Raw genomic sequence first — 16,398 nt, forward strand, 5'->3', positions numbered from 1 at the left:
CCAAGCACCCGAACGTCCCACCGATGCCCGCAGGCTTACGTCCTCGAGGCCCCTAGAGCCGCCGATGACCGTCACCGTCCGGTACACCTGTCCCCACTGCAACGCCGTGGTCAGCCTCGAGCGGCCGCCGGATCTGGCGGACCGATCGGTCACGACGGTCCGCCAGCCGGGCTGGGAGTACGCGAGCCCGGACGATCCCGACCGGGAGTCGGCCGATGGGATCGAAATGCTCTGTGGCGAGGACGGTCCCGTTACCGACCCCGAGGGAGAGCCCGTCGAGGGCTGTGGTCGTCCGTTCTACCTCAACTTCGTGCGCTACGAGCAGGGCGTGGAACTCGAGCCCGATCCGCCGACCTACGGCGGGCCGCGGTTCGACTTCAACGCGTAGTAACGGTGATATCTGCGGCGGTTCGAGTGTAAGCGATGCACCCGCGAGCGACCAGCGGGAGCGAGCGGCCGCTTCGGCCTCTTTGCGAACGAACTGAGCAAAGGTCAGCGAGAGCTTCGCTCTCGCCAGACAGATTTTTGCAAGCGGTTCGAGCGAACGAAGTCGTTCGAAAGGCGCAAAGCACCTTTCGTGATGACGAGAGAGCTCCGCTCTCTCGAACCATGAGCGAGGTCGTTCGAAACCGACGGTTTCGCTTGATGCGAGAAATCTCCGATTTCTCAGCAACCCGCAGCAAAAAGGTGGGAACACAACCCTTTTCGACGCCGGGAAGTACCTAGTGGCATGGACGAAGCCGCCGTTCGCGACCGCCTCCGGACGGTCGAAGATCCGGAACTCGGCGACGATATCGTGTCGCTCGGGCTGGTCAACGACATCACCGTCGACGGCGATCAGGTCGCCATCGATCTCGCACTGGGCGCCCCCTACTCACCGAGCGAGAGCGACATCGCTGCCGATGTCCGCGAGGTGCTCACCGCCGAGGGCCTCGAGGCGGACCTCACCGCGAGCGTGCCCGATCGCGACGACCTCACCAGCGAGGAACAGGTACTGCCGAACGTCAAAAACGTCATCGCCGTCGCCTCCGGGAAAGGTGGCGTCGGCAAGTCGACCGTCGCGGTCAACCTCGCCGCCGGCCTCTCACAGCTCGGTGCCCGGGTCGGCCTCTTCGACGCCGACGTCTACGGGCCAAATGTGCCGCGGATGGTCGACGCAGACGAGCCGCCGATGGCCACCGAGGACGAGACCCTCGTTCCGCCCGAGAAGTACGGCGTGAAGCTGATGAGCATGGCCTTCCTCACCGGCGAGGACGACCCCGTTATCTGGCGCGGTCCGATGGTCCACAAGGTCATCACCCAGTTGACGGAGGACGTGGAGTGGGGTCACCTCGACTACCTCGTCGTCGACCTCCCGCCGGGCACCGGCGACACCCAGCTGACGATGCTCCAGACCATGCCCGTCACCGGCGCGGTCATCGTCACGACCCCGCAGGACGTGGCGCTGGACGACGCCCGGAAGGGCCTCGAGATGTTCGCCAAACACGACACCGTCGTGCTCGGCATCGCCGAGAACATGTCGACGTTCGCCTGCCCCGACTGCGGCGGCGAACACGATATCTTCGGCTCCGGCGGCGGCGAGGCGTTCGCCGAGGAACACGAGCTCCCCTTCCTGGGTTCGATCCCGCTCGATCCGGCCGTCCGCGAAGGCGGTGACGGCGGGAAGCCGACGGTCCTGAAAGACGGCGACGAGACCAGCGACGCCCTGCGGACGATTACCGAGAACGTCGCCAACAACACTGGGATCGTTCACCGGCAGGCCATCTCCCAGAGCCGACGCAACGAGGCAGCCTCTCCGGATCGATGACAGCCGGCGGTGACGACGGGAGTAGGGAGAAGACTGCCGCTGGCGACGAGAGTGAGGTGGACACTGCCGCTGCCAACGAGTTCGATCCCGATCCCGAGCGCGTCGAGTTCCTCCGCGAAGTCGCCGACGACGTTCGCGGCGACACGAGCGAGCGCAAACAGCTCGCTAACATCCTCTATCGAACCAGCGATCTCTACGACGAGGGCGAGGAAACATCTCCCGAGGAGATCGTCCGCAACGTGAAGTTCATCCTTGAGGTCACCGAGCGAGGCGGTCTCGAGCGCTGATCTCGTCTCGAGTGCTGTGAGTGAACCGACGTCTTCTCGGAGTGTCGAGCGCGCCCCGAGTCGATCGTCGGAGTGACTCGCTCGAGACCCCTCTTCGGCCAGTACCGACCAGCGAGGGTTGTCCCTGTTCCCGTGATGAGATGTGGACGTAAAACCACGAGACATCGCCGCGCCGATACCCCACGCCCCTCTGTGGCATCAAATGTCTTCTAAAACCATTTAGGGGTGTTGCTTATTCGTCTGGCTGCTGTCCGTCCGACTAGGAAACAGTGGCGGGGCATCGGTTCGCCTCGGTACTGGTACCATACTCTATGACAGACACGACATCACCCATCGAAAGCACGTTCGAGATGCAGCGCCAGTCGATCAAACGGAGTCAGCAGCTGTTCCAGCAGGGACTCGAGTTCCAGGAGAACGCCGCGGAAGCGTTCCTGCAGAACAGCATGGCGATGCAACGAAGCGTCCAGCGTCAGGGAACCGAACTCGCTCGGCAGCTCTTCGACGCGCAACTCGAGGCGATGGAGTCGGCCCTCGACGAGAACGGGTACGACATCCGATCGACTATCGACGAGGAATTCGAAGAGGGAACGGAACAGACCCAACAGCTGCTCAACGAGGGATTCGAGCAGGGGACGAAAATGTTCCAGCAACTGCTGCACGCACAGTTCGACGCGCTGGAATCAGCGCTGGAGGCAAACGGGGGAGATATCCGATCGACCGTCGATCGGCAGTTCGACGAGTTTGAGCAGAGTCAGGACGACATCTGGGACGAGTTCGAGACGAAGTTCCTCCACACGGTCGAAGATCTCACCGACCAGCAACGGCGGGTGCTCGCGGGGTCGATCGACTCGGTCATCGACGCCCAAGAGGAGACGGAACAGCAGACGATCGAGGTCGTCGGCCGGGCCGAGGAAACCGTCGGAACCGTCCAGCGCCAGACCGAAGAGGTTGCCGAAACCATCCAGCAGGAGACCGAAGCCACCATGCGGACGGCTCAGGAAGAGGCCGAATCGGTCGCCGAGACGACCCGAAAGAGCGCCGAAGCCACTATCGATGAAGCCGCAACGACCGAAGATCTAGCAGTCGATACCACCGACGCGATCGAAACCGCGTCCGAGCAGGGAGAAGGCGCTGCGGAGCAGAACCTGCAAGCCATCGACGGCGTCGGCCAGACCTACGCCGATCGGCTCGCCGAAGCGGGCATCGAAACCCTCGCGGACCTCGCCAGAACGGAAGCGAACACCGTCGCGGAGGCCGCAGAGATCTCGCAGGCCCGTGCAGCTGAGTGGATTCAAGCCGCCCAGTCTCACGCATAATCGACCGTCGAATCGCACCGGATAGCGGGAATCCGCAACCGACAGTTCGGTTACTGCGGTCCGTTTTGCCGGCGCGGAGCCGTCCCCGGCGGAGACGAGTATCGCCCGTCGATTTCGTCCCCGCGTGACGCCCCCAAGCTAGACGCGTCGCTTTTAGTTGTCGCTTCCGAAACGGGAGTGTGGACGCGAATCAACGGTCTCGAGCGAACCCGTACGGCATGGACGAGGAGTGTCGGAACTGTCCGGCGCTCTGTGAGACGCGCACGCAGATCGTCCACGGCTACGGCGACGTCGGCGCTGACTTCCTCTTCGTTGGGGAGCGACCGACAGCGTACGCGGACGAAGTGGGCGTTCCGTTCGCCGGCGAGGGCGGCAGCAACGGTGACGGCGGGCTGCGACGGATGCTCGAGCGCCTCGGACTATGTGCCATCGACTCGCCCGCAGACGAACCCGGACTCGAGAACGTCTATCTGACGAACCTGACTCGCTGTCGCGACCCCGATCGTCGGCCGACCGACGAGGAAATCGGCAACTGTGAGCCCTATCTCAACGCGGAAATTCGGATGATCAACCCGGAAATACTCATCCCCGTCGGCGAGCGCGCGCTGGCGGAACTCGGGGTGGAGTACACGACGACCCCGGCCGACGAACTCGCCCTCCCCGACGATCACGCGACGCGGATTCGCGGTCGCGGCTTCGAACTCGTCCCGATGATCGAGCCCCAGGAGCAGACCGACGAGCAGACGCAGGCGTGGCTCGAGGCCTTCGCGTCGCTGATGGCCTCGGACTATCGGCAGACGAAAGGGCGGCAGGGACGCTAGGCGGGGAGAACGGGAGCGATACGGCAGGGTCAGAACGATACGGCGGGGCCAGAACGAGACGAGAGACGAGAGAAACGGCCCGGCGGGGGCGGCAGAAACGAGCCGAGAGCGATGCTATCTGGGTTGACGGCGTTCGCTACCAGTACGGATTTTCGCGCCAGCGTCTCGAGCCGACGCCCAGGGCGATCAGTGTCCCCACGGCGATGACGCCGACAACGAGCGCACCCATTGTCGGCACGAAGTACTGGCCGGTCGTGTCGGTCAGATAGCCGTTTCCGAACCCGACGATGCCGAGGACTGCCAGCGCCGCGATTACGAGCGTCCCGAACAGTCCGGCGATCGATCGTTCGTCCATACCGGCTCGAAAACGCTCCGACACTATAATTCGTCTCCATTGCGGAGCCGACTCCGGACGCGATCGACGGAAGCGCCGCGTTCAAGGACCGCGCGCTCGGAGTCCGACACATGATAGTCGTCGTCCCGGTCGATCCGCCGCGGGAGGGACTCGTCCTCTCGTCGCTCGTCGAGGAGTCGCCGCTCTCCGACGCCGAGGCAGTCTCGCTCTACGAGGCCGCCGTTGCCGACGTCTGCTGGAGCGTCACCTCGAGCGGCGGCGACCTCCTGGTCAACTACCGCGACGAAGCGACTCTGCCCGAGGCACACGCCGACGGTGACCCCGAAGCGGAGGTCCGAGCGCTCGCTCTCGATGCGCTCGGGGAGGACGCGGCGGTCCGGTTCGAACGACAGGTCGGCTCGAGCCGCTCGGCCCGGATCGGCAACACCGTCACGCACCTCCTCGAGCGCGAAGGGGTCCAGAGCGCGGGGGTGCTCGAGCCGACGGTGCCGCTGGTGGCCCGAACGGAGATCGACGGGGCGGCGATGTCCTTGCGCCGTCACGAGGTCGTGCTCGGGCCGTCCGATGAGGGCAGCACGTACTTCGCGGGCTTTTCGGAGCCGATCGACTTCGCCGACGCGTACGCGACGCCCGAACTGTCGACGCTGGCCCGACGCGCGGCCGACGGCGGGCTTAGCGTCGGTTTCGCCCCGATGCTTCCCACCGTCGCGACGGCTGCTGGGTTTCGGGCGACCGTTGCGGGGCTCGAGGCTCGGCGGGCCGCCGAGCGGCCGGGTGCAGAGGCGACGGCGACGCTCGTGGACGAACTCGGAATTCGAGTCGGGGAGGACGGCGGGCTCGAGCGCGAATAGACCGACAACCCTTTTGGAACGTGCGGTAAAACGGAGAGCGAGGTGGGGTGGCAGAGCGGCCTAACGCGCCTGCCTTGAGAGCAGGTGGCCTCCAAGCCTCATGGGTTCAAATCCCATCCCCACCGTTTTCCGTGAGAGAATACGACGAACGTAGTGAGGAGTCTCTAGAGCGGAAAACGAAACGGTGGGATTTGAATCAGGGAGTGGAACGACCGTGGTTCAAATCCCATCCCCACCGTACTCTATTGTTCTCGTCCCGAGTCTCGAATACCAGAGTCGACTCAGTTGAGGATGAGCGGTCCCATCGGAGAGTCTGTTTGGCGAGGGTCGTGAGCCGCAGGATGCGCGAAGTAAACCGGAGAATCGGTCGGTTTGAGGTGGCGAACGCAGCACTGGCGACCCAGGGATAATCTCGATCATGATTGCGATAGACGACGCACGAGCACACTGCTCGGTTCTCAATCATTACACGACGGGAAACACCTGTCAGCAGAGTCATCACCGTGAGAGCCGAAAACAACTCATGGGTACCGAAACGCACCAGCAATGGGAATACAAGACACTCGAGCCGCCAAAGGGATTGACCAAGCGAGAGACGGTCGATCCAACTGACGAACTCAACCGCCTCGGTGCAGAGGGCTGGGAACTCGCAGAGACGATCAGCTACGACCGTGGCGGCACGAAACTACTGCTGTTCAAACGCCCAGTCTCTCATGAGTGAGCTCTCGACGGACGACACGCTACGTGAGCGGACGGACGTCAACAAGTACTGGTTCTGGTTGCTAATCGGAGCCAACCGGTGGGTCGTCGCCGGTGGGCTCGCTTTACTGATCTTCCTCGTGTTCATGACCTGGGGCGTGATGAAGCCGGTGTCGTTGCACTCGACCATGCAGTCGAGCGACATGGTCGAGACGGTATTCGCCGGTCTCGTCGGCGCGATCATCACGGGAACGACGCTCGTCGTCTCGATCAATCAGCTCGTCCTCTCCCAGGAGATCGGTTCGCTCGGGAGCCAGCGTAGTCGGATGGACACGACGGTGGATTTCCGCCAGAACACCGACACCCTCCTCGGGATGACGACGCCCGCCGACCCAGCGGCCTACCTCCATGCGCTTATCGAAACGAGCGAACAGCGAGCGAGGACACTGCGAGACACACTCTCCGAGACTGAAAACCAGGAGGTCTACAAGAAGGTGGACGAGTACGTCGACGACCTGTTGGAGAACGCCGACCACGCACGCAACCACCTCGAAGACGCGGATTTCGGCACCTTCGGCGTCGTCTCGCCCGCGCTCGATTACAACTACGATCGGAAGATACACAACGTTCGCCGGCTCGGGATGGAGTACGAAGACTCCCTCACCGACGAGGAACGAAGCGCGTTCAGAGATTTGCTCGAGGCGCTCACGATGTACGGGGTGGTCCGCGAATACATCAAGGATCTCTACATCCAGTGGGCGCTGGTGAAACTCTCACGAGCCATCCTGTACGCCGCAGTGATTGCACTCACCGTCTCTGGGGGGATGGTCGTCTTCGTCGACCTGACAACGTTCTCCGGCACGTTCCTCGGCATCGAGAGCGTTCTCTGGGTTGTTAGCGCCGCGTTTGCCATCTCAGTGCTGCCATTTCTCCTGTTCACATCCTACATCCTGCGGCTCGCGACGCTCGCCAAACAGACTCTCTCAATGGGACCGCTCATGCTTAGCTAACCGACTACCAGATTCGAACGCGTACTACGCAGGTCGCCTACGTAGTCCGCGAAGGGGCTCGGAGTTCGAACGCACGAAGCACGCTCCGAATATCCAGTTATCTAACAGTGAGTTCAGTTGGATGGGGTTGGAAAAAGGGATTTGGTGAATCGTCATACGGCGTGGGGTTGTGAGATCTTGGAGGGACGATGATTGAGCTAATCGCTCTCTTCTCATGGAGTCTTTCAAGGTCGTGGTTAGAACCGTCCCCAAGTAGCGCTTCAAGAACCTATCTCTAACCCATAGAAGTCGACGCAGTCTAGTGATTCACCAGAGCCTCGAATACATTTCCCGATAACGCTAGCTGCCTGTTGGGCGGCTGTCCGGAGAAATATCGTCTGAGGGGTGGGATGCCGTTCAGGGAGACGTCAGGTCACAATTCCAGCCGGGATCGTGACCGGTGCGGTCGATGAGGTCGGCACGACACGCTGGGCAGTAATCGGGGGTGACGGATTCGCTTCGAGGGACGTACACCGCGCTGCCGCATTTTATGCACGCATCCGCAACGATAGTCGCACAGTCCGCGCAGACATTGAAGTCGTCAACTGTGAGGTCGCGCAGGGGTTCGAGTTGTTTATCCAAGAGGTACTCGTCGATGACCGCCTGACAGCTGTGGCACGGTTTCATAGCGATACACATCGGTCCATGTTACCATACCATAAATATCTGTCTCCGTGAGCGACGGACGGACGCACTGTAGTCTAGGTAAACGTATTGGGGTCAGGGTGAATACCGTCTCTTTCGAACTGTTGCCGGCCCCTGGCCGGCGCGTTCCAGCTCTCCGATGACGAAATTCCAGAATCCGCTCCGGAGTTATGCGAACGGGAAGATCGTCGAGAGTAGTAAGCTCGTGAGTAGCCCGGAGACGGAGATAATCGTCGTCAGGACGGTCCACGTCTGGAGCGTCTCGCCCAGCGTGAGCCCGCCGATTTCCTTCACCAGCCAGAAGCCGGAGTCGTTGTACCACGAGAAGATGTTGGCGCCCGCACCGATCGCCATCACGAGGTAGGCGGTGTGGACCTCGAGCTGGCCGGTAAGGGGTGCCATGATCCCGGCGGCCGTCAGCATCGCGGCCGTCGCCGAGCCCTGTGCGATACGAACGATCGCGGCGATGAGCCAGGCGGTGACCAGCAGGCCGATACCGATGTCCTGGAGGCCGCCTGCGAGATAGCTCCCGATCCCCGAGGCCGCGAGGAGGGCCCCGAACGCGCCGCCGGCGGCGGTGATGGCCGCAATGTTCCCGCCGCTTTTCAGCGCTTCCGTGAGTTCGTCGGCCCACTCGTCACGGGAGAGGTCGTTGTGTCGCATGAAGGAGTACGCCGCGGCGAGGGCGGCGACCGTGAGCGCGACGTTCTTGTTCCCGAGGAAGGCGGCGACCGGTCGAATGGTTTCGAGCGACGGCACGACGTCTCCGAACCCGTCGACGACGGTCAGTGACGCGATGAGGACGACCGCCAGGATGATCGGTGCCGAGGCCTCGAGCATGCCCGGCAGGGCGCTGGTCGGCTTCTCGGCGACGTCCTCTAGCTCCTCGGTCGTCGTCGACATCGTGTCGCGAAGCGGGATGTCGAGCCTGGCGTTGATCCACCGGCCGTAGACGAGCCCGGCGAGGATCGCCGCCGGGATCGCGGTCGCGATTCCGATGGCGATCGTTGCTCCCAGATCCGTCCCCAACTCCGCTGCGACGGCCAGCGGTCCCGGCGTCGGAGGGACGAAGACGTGCGTCGTCGCCGCACCGGCTCCCACGACGACGATGAACAATGTATAATCCCGACCCACGCGGGCGCGCATCGAGCGTGCGAGGGGCGCCATGAGGTAGAAGACGCTGTCGAAGAAGACGGGCACGGCCAGGAAGGAACTGCTCCCGAGCAGGGAGATGTCCGAGTTGGACTCGCCGAGGATGTTCTGAAAGCCCCGGATGATCCGCTGGGCCGCCCCGCTCTCGAGCATCGATTTGCCGATGACTGCTGCCATCAGGATCGGGATCCCGATTCCAGCCATGTTCTCTCCGAACGCGGTCGCAACTCGAGAGCCGGCATCGGCCGCGCTGAAGTCGGCGACGAAGACCGTGTTGACGACGCCGACGGTGAACGCCGCGATAATCAATCCGATGAACGCCGGGAGGTCGAGCCACACCAGCAACGCGACGACTGCGACGAGACCGACGATGAACGTGATCAACGGGCTATGCGCGAACTCGACCGCCTGTAGCGGCACGTACGCCATAGGTGTGGCTCGTATGGAATATATTGCCGTTGTTAGTACTTACGAAGATAGTAAATAATTATCAGCAGATTGCCACCCAATAACTGAATACCGTGCGTGGCGTTCGATGCGTCGGTGAGACGGTCTACCGGCGCATCCAGCGCTCGCTGGAAGCGCTCTCTGAGCCTCGTCTCTCGCCTGCGGGGCAGCGGAAAACGGCAGCCGACGATTCTCCGAAGGAAAAATCGAACTCAGTCAGTTACCCGGTTCAGGCGCTCACGCGCCCCTCAGCGATACGACAGTTCGAGTTCGCGCGCTCGATCGAGTAGCTCCGCGTCGTAGTAGTCCTCGGTCTGTGCGGGTCGAATGCCGTCGATCGCACGGACCTGCTGGACCGTGTTGCGGAAGTTCTTGAAGGTGGCCTCGTCGACCATCTGGCCGTCGATGGTGACCGCGCCGGTGCCCTCGCGCTTGGCCTCGTTGAAGCGCTCGATCTTGTGGACGTCGCGCTCGAGTTCCTCGGGCGTGGGCATGTGGACGGTGTTGGCCTGAATCGTCTGCTTGGGGTACAGCGACCAGGAGCCGTCGAGACCGAGCTGGGCCTCGTGTTCGACCTGATCCGCGTAGGCGTCCGCGTTGTAGTAGGTTAAGCCAGCACGCTCCTTGAACAGGTCGTCGAAGGGGCCGCCGATCGAGAGCAGGCCCGCGGCGCTGGACTCGTTCGAGAGGGCTTCGAGCAGGCCGTCCCAGCGGGGCATGCCGTCGCCGAGGTCGCGACCGCCGAGTTCGGCGGCGTAGTCGACGGGCCCGAAGACGAGCGCGGTGAGCCGGGAGTCCTCGCCGAACTTGGAAATTTCGCGCAGATCGGAGCGCGCGCGGCCGGTCTCGATGATGATCGAGAGGCCGATCGAGCCGTCGTCGTAGCCGTGTTCGGCCTCGGCTTCGGCGACGACCTCGGCGGCGCGCTTGACGTCCTCGAGGCGGCCGACCTTGGGGACGACGACGCCGTCGATCTCGTCGCCGATTTCGCCGACGAGGCGATCGATCTGGTTGCGCCCCTTGTCACAGTACTCCTCGTCCTCGTAGCTCCACTCGACGCGGGGCCAGATCTCGCCGGGGAAGTCGTACTGGGGAACCTTCTCGATGGTGTTCTCGAGGCCCTCGGCTTTCATGTCCGGTGCCGTCCCGTCTTCCATGTCGGGGACGAGCCAGTCGGGGGCCTGGAACCCCTCCGCCTCGAGGGCGGAGACGAGGTACTTCGCCGAGTCGTCTTTCGGAACGGCGGCCGGTGCGGTCTGGAACGTACGGCAGAGTCGGATGTCGTCAGTCATGTGTATCTGTCTGAATTCGCGGTTGTCTGCGGGCGTTTATGATGGTCGTTCGTGTTAGTTAGAACGCTTTCGAATCTCCGCGGTTCGGGTCCCGGAGTAGACGGGTTCGTCGTCCTGGTTGAACGCAATGTGCTCGAAGGTGACGGTGCCCGCCTCGTCGCTCGAGGCGTCCGCCTCGGCCTCGAGAACACGCGTGAAGGCGTAGACGGTGTCGCCGACGGCGACGAACGTGTGGAACGATTCGTCGTCGAAGCCGACCTCGCGCCACGTTTCTTCGTCCGAGCGGGCGTGGCCCAGCGCGGTCGATCGAGTCACGTCGCCGTAGGTGACGATACTGCCCGACGGCGAGTCGCTCATCACGTCGACGTTGTGGTGCTGTTTAGCCGTGTTGAGCGTCGAAAGCGGTAGCGAGGCGACGGTCACGTCGTCCTGCGTCCGGCCGCGCTCGTGGCGATAAGCGACGGCGGCGTTCTCGCCGTCGGCTTCCTCGAGGGCGTCGACGAAGTCCTCGAAGTAGCCGCCCTCGGGCGCGATGAACTCCTCGGGGAGTTCGGGGCCGTCGTCGGCGTCGTCCTCGGCGGTTGCGGCACCGCTTCCGTCCGTCGCGAGGGGTTCCCGGCGCGGGATCATGTTCGTCCGCTCGTAGGAACAGAGCACGTCGCCGGTTTCGGCGTCTTTCCCGCGGGTGCGCCAGGAGACGATGCCGTACTCGGGTCGGGAACTCGAGGTCGCGCGGTTGACGACCTCGCTCTCAACGTGGAGTTCGGTGCCCGTGTAGACCGGGGCAGTGGGGAACCGGACGTCGGTACGTCCGAGGAAGTAGCCGCCCTTCTCGCTGAGATCTTCGACGGTGATGCCGAGGGTGGCTGCGGTGAGATAGTCCGGGTGAACCGGCGGTTCGTCGAAGCCGCGTTCCGCGGCGGCGTCGCGCCGCCAGTAGGCGGGGTCGTGGTTCAGGGTCTGGCTCATCCAGGACTCGTTGCCGAACTGGGTGAGCGTGAGGCCGGGGTCGTGTTCGATGACGTCCCCCTCCTCGAAGTCCTCGAAGCAGTTACCCTTCTCCTTGGTCTCGACATCCTCGAGTACCTGTGCGAACGTGTCCGGATCGGTCCAATCAGTCATCTGCAGTCACCTCGTCCGTCTCCGCGTCAGTTGGTAACTGTTCTCGTTTGCGTCGAGCGACCGTCCGTCGCATCTCGTTTTCGACGATCATATAGCCCTCGTCGAAGCCCATGCCGGGCTTCGCGAGCACCTGCGCGGCGTTCGTCGCGAGCGCGACGTGAGCGCAGGCGCGTGCGGAGGTCTCCGTCTCGTTACAGGTGCCTCCGAGGTAGGCGCGGGTATCTGTCCCATCGCAGTAGCGGACCGCCTGTCCGCTGCGGTGGATCCCGCCCAGGTCGGGCGTTTTGACCTGCACGAGGTCTGCCGCGCCCGCGTCGACGAACGCCTGCACGTCCTCGAAGGTGTTACACCACTCGTCGGCCACGATGTCGACGCCGACGTTGGCAGCGTCGAGCCCCTCGCGGAGTTCGACCATCGCGTCGATCTGGTCGGCCCGGTCGCCGACGTCCATCGGCCCCTCGATCTGAATCGGGTAGGGGGCCGCGGCTTCCTCGAGCGCGGCGAAGTAGTCGACCACTTCGTCGCGATCGTAGGGTGCGCCGAAGATCTCGCCGATCATGCCGTAGACGTCGATGTGGAAGCGGGGCTCGTACCCCTCGGGGCCCAGTTCCTGAGAGCGCTCGACGAGCCATTCGACGTACTCGAGGAGGACCTCGCCGTTCTCGCCGATCTTCTCGACGCTGTTGATCAGCGCGTGGGGCAGGACCGGGACGCCCTTGACGAACATCTTCTCCGTGTTGTTGTAGCGGTCGTCGCCGGACTGGCCGAAGACCGGCACCGGCTCCGTCGCGGGCTCGGTACCCAGCGCGTCTGCCATGACGTCCGTCTGCGTCGTCTTCTCGGCTTCAGCAGCCGCGGCGAGAAGCGCCTGCGAGACGCCGTAGCGGATCGCCGTGTGGAGTCGGTCGCCATCCACCTGCAACTCCTCGAGCAGCTCCGCGTTGTCGAGGAACTCGGTCGCATCTCGGCCCTCGAGTTCGTCGGCGACGGGGCCCTCGATGACGGGGGCGTACTCCTCGGCTTTGAACAGCGGGTCGCGCCCGCCGGCACCGGAGTACTGGACCGCGGCGCAGTCGCCTCGGACCACGGTGCCGTCGGCGAGTTCGATGTCGACGATGATCGTTTCGCCGGCCTGGCGAATCTCGTCGAAGCCGTCGGTGACCGGCTCGCCCTCGTAGGTGAAGCCGTCGTGTTCCGCTCCTTGCTTGATCGCGCGCTGGTCGTCGAAGAAGAACCCGGAGTAGCCGGGCGTTGCGTATATTCCTGTAATGTTCATGGTGATGCGTCACCCTGCGGTCGGCCGATGAGCTTGCCATCGCTGATCGCGTCGACGTCGTCCGCGACCATCCGGAACGACTGCTCGCGCCCTTCGGTGTCCGCGCGCTGGGACAGTCGGGCGCGGTGAATCTCCTTGATGTCCTCGTCCATCTCGAGGTCGGCCCACTCGAAGATGCGGACGCGACCGTCGTCGTCTCGCGCGGGCAGGACGGCACCTGCCGCGCTGTCGCTGGGTGCGAAGGGGACGTCGAGCGCACCGGAGTCGAAGGCCTTGAGCGTTCCCTGGACGACGTCGCCGTCGCCGTGCTCGAAGATGGTGTCCATCAGACAGCGGGTTTCGCGCTCGATGAGGTCCTGTTCCTCTTCGATGCCGTCGATGTCGATCTGCTGTTCGATCGCCATGTCGATGACCTGGCGCGTCGTGCGCAGGCCGGCCGAGTTGGCCTCCATGGTCGGCACCCCCTGGAACTCCTGGGGCGACTTGGTGATGACCTTGTCCGGCTGGGCGATGGCGGCGGTCATGCCGCCGAAGCTGATGACGCCGTTCGCGCGGGCCTCGTCCGGCGGGAAGCCGCCCATCCACTCGTGGAAGACGGTGGTCACGACGACCTCGTCGGGCAGATACTCGTTGCCCAGCTTCTTGAGCGCGTGCAGGGCGGCAACGTCCTGGACGATGTTGCCGACCTGACCGTAGCCGAGCGTGATCGAGCGCACGCCCTGGGTCGCCGCTAACTTCCCCTCGACGAGCATGATCGCGATCGCGATCGAGGGCGGGACGAGGGTACCGGTGAGCGGCCCGAACGGCTCGCGGTTGATCCGCACGCCGCGTTCGGTGTAGGCTCCCGCCAGCCGGTCGACGAACTGCCACTTCTCGATGGTCTCCTCGAGGCCGTGGCGTTTCGTGTACGGAATGTTGTAGGAGATCGGGCCCCCCTCGAAGCTCTGGAAACCGCCGGCAAAGGTGATCGCCGCGAGCAGCCGGGCGTCCGGGGTGCCGTGGCGCACCTCGATCGGCGCGTCGACCGCGTCGATCAGTTCGCGACAGCCGTCGACTCCGTGATTGACGGCCGGGAAGCCGTTCAGGGTGTCGTCGCCCGTCTCGAGGGCCTTGTCGAGGCCCTGCTGGGCCTTCTCGTATTCGTTGTCACGCGTGTACGAGTCGATCGTGGTCGGGAGGAGATCCGCCTGGCCCTCCTCGAGGAGGTATCGCAGGAGTTCGATCTGGTCGTCGAGCCGGGGCACCCCGGCTCGCGGCTGGAGAAGGGGTTTGTCGGCTGACTCGAGGACGTCGGCGAATCGCTTGTGGTCGGGCAGCGACTCGTGGTACGCGATTGCGTCCTCGAAGTCGACGTCTTCGCCCGTGTGCCAGCCGGATCGGATCTCTTCGTCGATACGCCGTAGCTCGTCGGATGGAATGCGTTCGTCTCGTATCATCTAGACATCTACGAACTGATAGTCGCCCGTTCCGACTCCGTCGGTTTGATCTGGAGATCTTCGCGGAGCGCGGCGATCGCGTCTTCGGGATCGGTTTCGGAATCGAAGACGCGGTCGAATCCGAGCTCCCGGAACGTTTTCCGGGTCTGTTCGAACTCGTCCTGTCCGACGGCGAGGTTGCCGCCGATGTAGCTGACCGCGTCGACGTCCGCGTCCTCGAGGACGCTGTGGAATCCCTGGCAGTCCTGCTCGGCGTGGCCGTAGAGCGAGGAGACCAGTACGGCCTCCGCGTCGTGCGCTACTGCGGCCTCGGCAAAGTCCTCCTGAGAGGTCTGGACGCCGAGGTTCACGACATCGAAGCCGGCTGCACTGAAGGCTTGCTCTAAGATTGTGATGCCAACGACGTGGGCATCGGAGCCGATCACGCCGAGGACGACCGTTTGGGACATCGTACTCGAAACCATGATGGACCGGCCTATAAACCTAATGATCTTCCATGATAATATTCCTTAAGGATCCTAACAGCGTCTCTATGGCTGGTATTCACATGGCAGGTGGTACCGGGAAACAACTACATGATCGATGGTAAGGGTTTTGGTACTGGTTTGGAAAGGAGGCGTACAGACATGGGAGCACTCTCGAACCTTCGCGTCGTGGATCTGACCCAGGTGCTCGCCGGGCCGTACTGTACGATGTTGCTCGCGGACCTGGGCGCGGACGTCGTCAAGATCGAACGACCCGGCGGCGACATGATCCGCTCGAACCCGCCGTTCGTCGACGATCCCGAAGAAGAAGCCTACGGGGGCTACTTCCAGAGCGTCAACCGCGGCAAGAAGAGCATCGAACTGAACCTCGGCGACGACGAGGACCGCGCGGACTTCCTCTCGCTCGTCGAGGAGGCCGACGTCGTCGTCGAGAACTACCGCTCGGGGACGATGGAGAAGTACGATCTGGGCTACGAGACGCTCAAAGAGCACAACCCCGATCTCATCTACTCCTCGATCCGCGGCTTCGGCGACCCGCGGACCGGCGAGACGGAGCGGCAGGGCCAGCCCTCCTTCGACCTCATCGCGCAGGCGCTGGGCGGCGTCATGGAGACCACCGGCCAACCCGACGGCCCGCCGACGAAGACCGGGCCCGGCGTCGGCGACCTCTTTACGGCGACGCTGAACTGCATCGGCATTCTGGCGGCGGTCAACCACCGCGAGCAGACCGGCGAGGGTCAGTACGTCGACACCGCCATGTACGACTCGATGCTCAGCTTCACCGAGCGCGCCGTCTACCAGCAGTCGTACACGGGCGAGGCCCCCACCCGTCGGGGCAACTCCCACCCCACGCTCTTTCCCTACAACGCATTCGAGACCGACGACGGCTACGCCGTCATCGCCGCGTTCAACAACAACCACTGGGCGGAACTCTGCGACGTGATGGACCGCGAGGACCTCGCCGAGGCGTACCCGACGACGCCGGAGCGACTCGAGAACCGCGACGCGCTCCGCGCCGAACTCGCCGAGTGGGCCGCCGATCTGACCAACGACGAACTCGTCGGCAAGCTCGAGGGTCGCGTCCCCGCCGCCCCGGTGCAGACGACCGAGGAGATCTTCGACGATCCGCACGTTTACGCGCGGGATATGCTCGTGCCGGTCGAACAGCCCGGCGCCGACAGGGACGTCGAGATCGCGGGCAACCCAATCAAGATGAGCGAGACGAATCCCGAGCCCCGCGGTCGCGCGCCGCTGCTCGACGAGCACCGCGAGGAACTGCTGGGCGAGGACGCCGACGCCGAGACGGCCGACGACTGAGGACGAACCTTCTCCGGTTCCGTTTGCGACGGTACGGTCTG

At 63.9% G+C, this 16,398-nt stretch carries 17 protein-coding genes and 1 tRNA gene; 10 read left to right on the forward strand and 8 right to left on the reverse strand.

What is annotated here, in order from left to right; translation table 11 throughout:
- Positions 1-64: 64 nt before the first annotated feature.
- The 5 genes from LDH74_RS04935 to LDH74_RS04955 all read left to right on the forward strand — a co-directional run bounded on the left by LDH74_RS04935 (position 65) and on the right by LDH74_RS04955 (position 4,231).
- Positions 65-388: a hypothetical protein gene (locus LDH74_RS04935; protein WP_226041417.1), complete on the forward strand. Its 324-nt coding sequence runs from the start codon at positions 65-67 to the stop codon at positions 386-388.
- Positions 389-730: 342 nt separating this feature from the next.
- Entirely contained in the window at positions 731-1,807 is a 1,077-nt protein-coding gene (locus tag LDH74_RS04940; RefSeq protein ID WP_226041418.1) for an Mrp/NBP35 family ATP-binding protein, read from the forward strand.
- On the forward strand, positions 1,804-2,094 hold the full coding sequence (locus tag LDH74_RS04945) for a hypothetical protein (RefSeq protein WP_226041419.1): 291 nt from the start codon (positions 1,804-1,806) through the stop codon (positions 2,092-2,094). Before LDH74_RS04940 ends, LDH74_RS04945 begins: the two co-directional genes overlap by 4 nt.
- 311 nt (positions 2,095-2,405) lie before the next feature.
- On the forward strand, positions 2,406-3,410 hold the full coding sequence (locus tag LDH74_RS04950) for a helix-hairpin-helix domain-containing protein (RefSeq protein ID WP_226041420.1): 1,005 nt from the start codon (positions 2,406-2,408) through the stop codon (positions 3,408-3,410).
- A 218-nt stretch (positions 3,411-3,628) separates the two neighbouring features.
- Positions 3,629-4,231, forward strand: a complete 603-nt coding sequence (locus LDH74_RS04955) for a uracil-DNA glycosylase (protein ID WP_226042503.1) — start codon at positions 3,629-3,631, stop codon at positions 4,229-4,231.
- A 136-nt stretch (positions 4,232-4,367) separates the two neighbouring features.
- On the opposite strand, the gene LDH74_RS04960 is transcribed toward LDH74_RS04955, so the two are convergent.
- Entirely contained in the window at positions 4,368-4,586 is a 219-nt protein-coding gene (locus tag LDH74_RS04960; RefSeq protein WP_226041421.1) for a hypothetical protein, read from the reverse strand.
- 110 nt (positions 4,587-4,696) lie between these two features.
- Between LDH74_RS04960 and LDH74_RS04965 the strand changes: the two genes are divergently transcribed.
- From LDH74_RS04965 to LDH74_RS04980, 4 genes are all read left to right on the forward strand, one after another.
- Entirely contained in the window at positions 4,697-5,437 is a 741-nt protein-coding gene (locus tag LDH74_RS04965; RefSeq protein WP_226041422.1) for a hypothetical protein, read from the forward strand.
- Between the two features lie 41 nt (positions 5,438-5,478).
- Positions 5,479-5,562, forward strand: a tRNA-Ser gene (locus LDH74_RS04970).
- Between the two features lie 398 nt (positions 5,563-5,960).
- Positions 5,961-6,158 (forward strand): DUF4177 domain-containing protein, encoded by a 198-nt coding sequence (locus LDH74_RS04975; protein WP_226041423.1) that lies wholly within the window; start codon positions 5,961-5,963, stop codon positions 6,156-6,158.
- Entirely contained in the window at positions 6,151-7,146 is a 996-nt protein-coding gene (locus LDH74_RS04980) for a hypothetical protein (RefSeq protein WP_226041424.1), read from the forward strand. The genes LDH74_RS04975 and LDH74_RS04980 overlap by 8 nt, the downstream gene beginning before the upstream one ends.
- A gap of 396 nt (positions 7,147-7,542) precedes the next feature.
- Here LDH74_RS04980 and LDH74_RS04985 read toward each other — a convergent pair whose 3' ends face one another.
- The 7 genes from LDH74_RS04985 to glmS all read right to left on the reverse strand — a co-directional run bounded on the left by LDH74_RS04985 (position 7,543) and on the right by glmS (position 15,019).
- Entirely contained in the window at positions 7,543-7,812 is a 270-nt protein-coding gene (locus tag LDH74_RS04985; protein WP_226041425.1) for a hypothetical protein, read from the reverse strand.
- A 186-nt stretch (positions 7,813-7,998) separates the two neighbouring features.
- Complete coding sequence (locus tag LDH74_RS04990; RefSeq protein WP_226041426.1) at positions 7,999-9,411, reverse strand: SLC13 family permease; 1,413 nt, start codon at positions 9,409-9,411, stop codon at positions 7,999-8,001.
- Positions 9,412-9,677: 266 nt separating this feature from the next.
- Positions 9,678-10,721 (reverse strand): L-malyl-CoA/beta-methylmalyl-CoA lyase, encoded by a 1,044-nt coding sequence (gene citE, locus LDH74_RS04995; protein WP_226041427.1) that lies wholly within the window; start codon positions 10,719-10,721, stop codon positions 9,678-9,680.
- Between the two features lie 54 nt (positions 10,722-10,775).
- Positions 10,776-11,843, reverse strand: coding sequence for a 2-methylfumaryl-CoA hydratase (gene mch / locus LDH74_RS05000; RefSeq protein ID WP_226041428.1), 1,068 nt, complete (start codon positions 11,841-11,843; stop codon positions 10,776-10,778).
- Positions 11,836-13,119 (reverse strand): methylaspartate ammonia-lyase, encoded by a 1,284-nt coding sequence (locus LDH74_RS05005; RefSeq protein ID WP_226041429.1) that lies wholly within the window; start codon positions 13,117-13,119, stop codon positions 11,836-11,838. The genes mch and LDH74_RS05005 overlap by 8 nt, the downstream gene beginning before the upstream one ends.
- A complete protein-coding gene (locus LDH74_RS05010; RefSeq protein WP_226041430.1) occupies positions 13,116-14,555 on the reverse strand; it encodes a methylaspartate mutase subunit E in 1,440 nt (479 codons plus the stop codon). The genes LDH74_RS05005 and LDH74_RS05010 overlap by 4 nt, the downstream gene beginning before the upstream one ends.
- A gap of 8 nt (positions 14,556-14,563) precedes the next feature.
- Positions 14,564-15,019: a methylaspartate mutase subunit S gene (gene glmS / locus LDH74_RS05015; protein WP_226041431.1), complete on the reverse strand. Its 456-nt coding sequence runs from the start codon at positions 15,017-15,019 to the stop codon at positions 14,564-14,566.
- Between the two features lie 162 nt (positions 15,020-15,181).
- On the opposite strand from glmS, the gene mct reads away from it, so the two are divergent.
- On the forward strand, positions 15,182-16,357 hold the full coding sequence (mct, locus tag LDH74_RS05020) for a succinyl-CoA:mesaconate CoA-transferase (RefSeq protein ID WP_226041432.1): 1,176 nt from the start codon (positions 15,182-15,184) through the stop codon (positions 16,355-16,357).
- Positions 16,358-16,398: the final 41 nt, after the last annotated feature.

It is taken from the genome of Natrinema sp. DC36, assembly GCF_020405225.1.
Classification (GTDB): domain Archaea; phylum Halobacteriota; class Halobacteria; order Halobacteriales; family Natrialbaceae; genus Natrinema.

Excerpts from the sequence above, each read along its gene's own strand:
- LDH74_RS04935 (WP_226041417.1), top strand. The coding sequence starts at position 65 with ATGACCGTCACCGTCCGGTACACCTGTCCCCACTGCAACGCCGTGGTC.
- LDH74_RS04940 (WP_226041418.1), top strand. The coding sequence starts at position 731 with ATGGACGAAGCCGCCGTTCGCGACCGCCTCCGGACGGTCGAAGATCCG.
- LDH74_RS04945 (WP_226041419.1), top strand. The coding sequence starts at position 1,804 with ATGACAGCCGGCGGTGACGACGGGAGTAGGGAGAAGACTGCCGCTGGC.
- LDH74_RS04950 (WP_226041420.1), top strand. The coding sequence starts at position 2,406 with ATGACAGACACGACATCACCCATCGAAAGCACGTTCGAGATGCAGCGC.
- LDH74_RS04955 (WP_226042503.1), top strand. The coding sequence starts at position 3,629 with ATGGACGAGGAGTGTCGGAACTGTCCGGCGCTCTGTGAGACGCGCACG.
- LDH74_RS04960 (WP_226041421.1), bottom strand. The coding sequence starts at position 4,586 with ATGGACGAACGATCGATCGCCGGACTGTTCGGGACGCTCGTAATCGCG.
- LDH74_RS04965 (WP_226041422.1), top strand. The coding sequence starts at position 4,697 with ATGATAGTCGTCGTCCCGGTCGATCCGCCGCGGGAGGGACTCGTCCTC.
- LDH74_RS04975 (WP_226041423.1), top strand. The coding sequence starts at position 5,961 with ATGGGTACCGAAACGCACCAGCAATGGGAATACAAGACACTCGAGCCG.
- LDH74_RS04980 (WP_226041424.1), top strand. The coding sequence starts at position 6,151 with ATGAGTGAGCTCTCGACGGACGACACGCTACGTGAGCGGACGGACGTC.
- LDH74_RS04985 (WP_226041425.1), bottom strand. The coding sequence starts at position 7,812 with ATGAAACCGTGCCACAGCTGTCAGGCGGTCATCGACGAGTACCTCTTG.
- LDH74_RS04990 (WP_226041426.1), bottom strand. The coding sequence starts at position 9,411 with ATGGCGTACGTGCCGCTACAGGCGGTCGAGTTCGCGCATAGCCCGTTG.
- citE (WP_226041427.1), bottom strand. The coding sequence starts at position 10,721 with ATGACTGACGACATCCGACTCTGCCGTACGTTCCAGACCGCACCGGCC.
- mch (WP_226041428.1), bottom strand. The coding sequence starts at position 11,843 with ATGACTGATTGGACCGATCCGGACACGTTCGCACAGGTACTCGAGGAT.
- LDH74_RS05005 (WP_226041429.1), bottom strand. The coding sequence starts at position 13,119 with ATGAACATTACAGGAATATACGCAACGCCCGGCTACTCCGGGTTCTTC.
- LDH74_RS05010 (WP_226041430.1), bottom strand. The coding sequence starts at position 14,555 with ATGATACGAGACGAACGCATTCCATCCGACGAGCTACGGCGTATCGAC.
- glmS (WP_226041431.1), bottom strand. The coding sequence starts at position 15,019 with ATGGTTTCGAGTACGATGTCCCAAACGGTCGTCCTCGGCGTGATCGGC.
- mct (WP_226041432.1), top strand. The coding sequence starts at position 15,182 with ATGGGAGCACTCTCGAACCTTCGCGTCGTGGATCTGACCCAGGTGCTC.